We start from the raw sequence: 961 nt of genomic DNA, 5'->3' as shown, positions 1-961 counted from the left end.
CGCGTCGGCCATCGGCGATCGCCCGCAGCGCGGCCACCGTGAGCCGGTGCAGGTCGGGCATCGGCGCCCGCTCCTCCCCGGCCAGCCGCTCAGCGGTTTCCAGCATCGCGCAGGCGCTGGTGTAGCGGCCGTAGTCGCTGACGATGTCAGCAGCGAAGGCGTCGATGGCCTGCACCTGGGTGACGATGTCGAGATTGCGCCCCGGATGCAGCTGGACATCGATGTGGGCAAACGGCTCCAACCGCGCACCGAACTTACTGCGGGTACGCCGAACACCCTTGGCCACCGCGCGCACCAACCCGTGGTCGCGGGTGAGCAGGGTGACGATCCGGTCGGCCTCGCCGAGCTTGTGCTGGCGCAGCACCACCGCCCGGTCCCGGTACAGCCGCATCGTGACAGTGTCGCACCATGGCCGGACAGGATCCGTTACGCACCGCCGATATTCTCGAAAGTGATGGCCAAATCTGCGACTTCCGACTCGTCCACCCCGGTTTTCCCCACCCTGACCAATCAGCTCTATCAACTCGCCAGCGGCTCGACCACGTCTGAGGAACTGGTACGCCAATCCCTCCACGCCATCACCGCGAGCCAGTCCACCCTCAACGCGTTCCGCGTGGTCCTCACCGAGCAGGCGCTGGCCGATGCCGCGAAAGCCGACCGGATTCGCGCCGCCGGCAAACACCTACCCCTGCTGGGCATTCCGATCGCGGTCAAAGACGACGTCGACGTCGCAGGCGTGCCCACCCGATTCGGCACCGAGGGCAATGTCCGGGTCGCCACCTCCGACAGCGAGGTGGTGCGCCGGCTGCGGGCCGCCGGCGCGGTCATCGTCGGCAAGACCAACACCTGCGAGCTCGGGCAGTGGCCGTTCACCGGCGGCCCCGGCTTCGGACACACCCGTAATCCGTGGTCGCGCAAGCACAGCCCGGGCGGATCCTCGGGCGGCAGTGCGGCAGCGGTC

The 961-nt window shown here is 68.6% G+C and carries 2 protein-coding genes; one reads left to right on the top strand and one right to left on the bottom strand.

Features of this window, described 5'->3' with window-relative positions:
- Positions 1 to 391: DNA repair protein RecO (gene recO / locus BN4332_RS32750; RefSeq protein WP_074133301.1), on the bottom strand; the 391-nt coding region annotated here is incomplete at its 3' end.
- 63 nt (positions 392 to 454) lie between these two features.
- Between recO and BN4332_RS32745 the strand changes: the two genes are divergently transcribed.
- Positions 455 to 961: amidase family protein (locus tag BN4332_RS32745; protein WP_268811560.1), on the top strand; the 507-nt coding region annotated here is incomplete at its 3' end.

Origin of the sequence: Mycolicibacterium houstonense, assembly GCF_900078665.2 — a bacterium.
Lineage (GTDB): Bacteria > Actinomycetota > Actinomycetes > Mycobacteriales > Mycobacteriaceae > Mycobacterium > Mycobacterium houstonense.
This window is presented reverse-complemented; position numbering and strand designations above follow the sequence as displayed.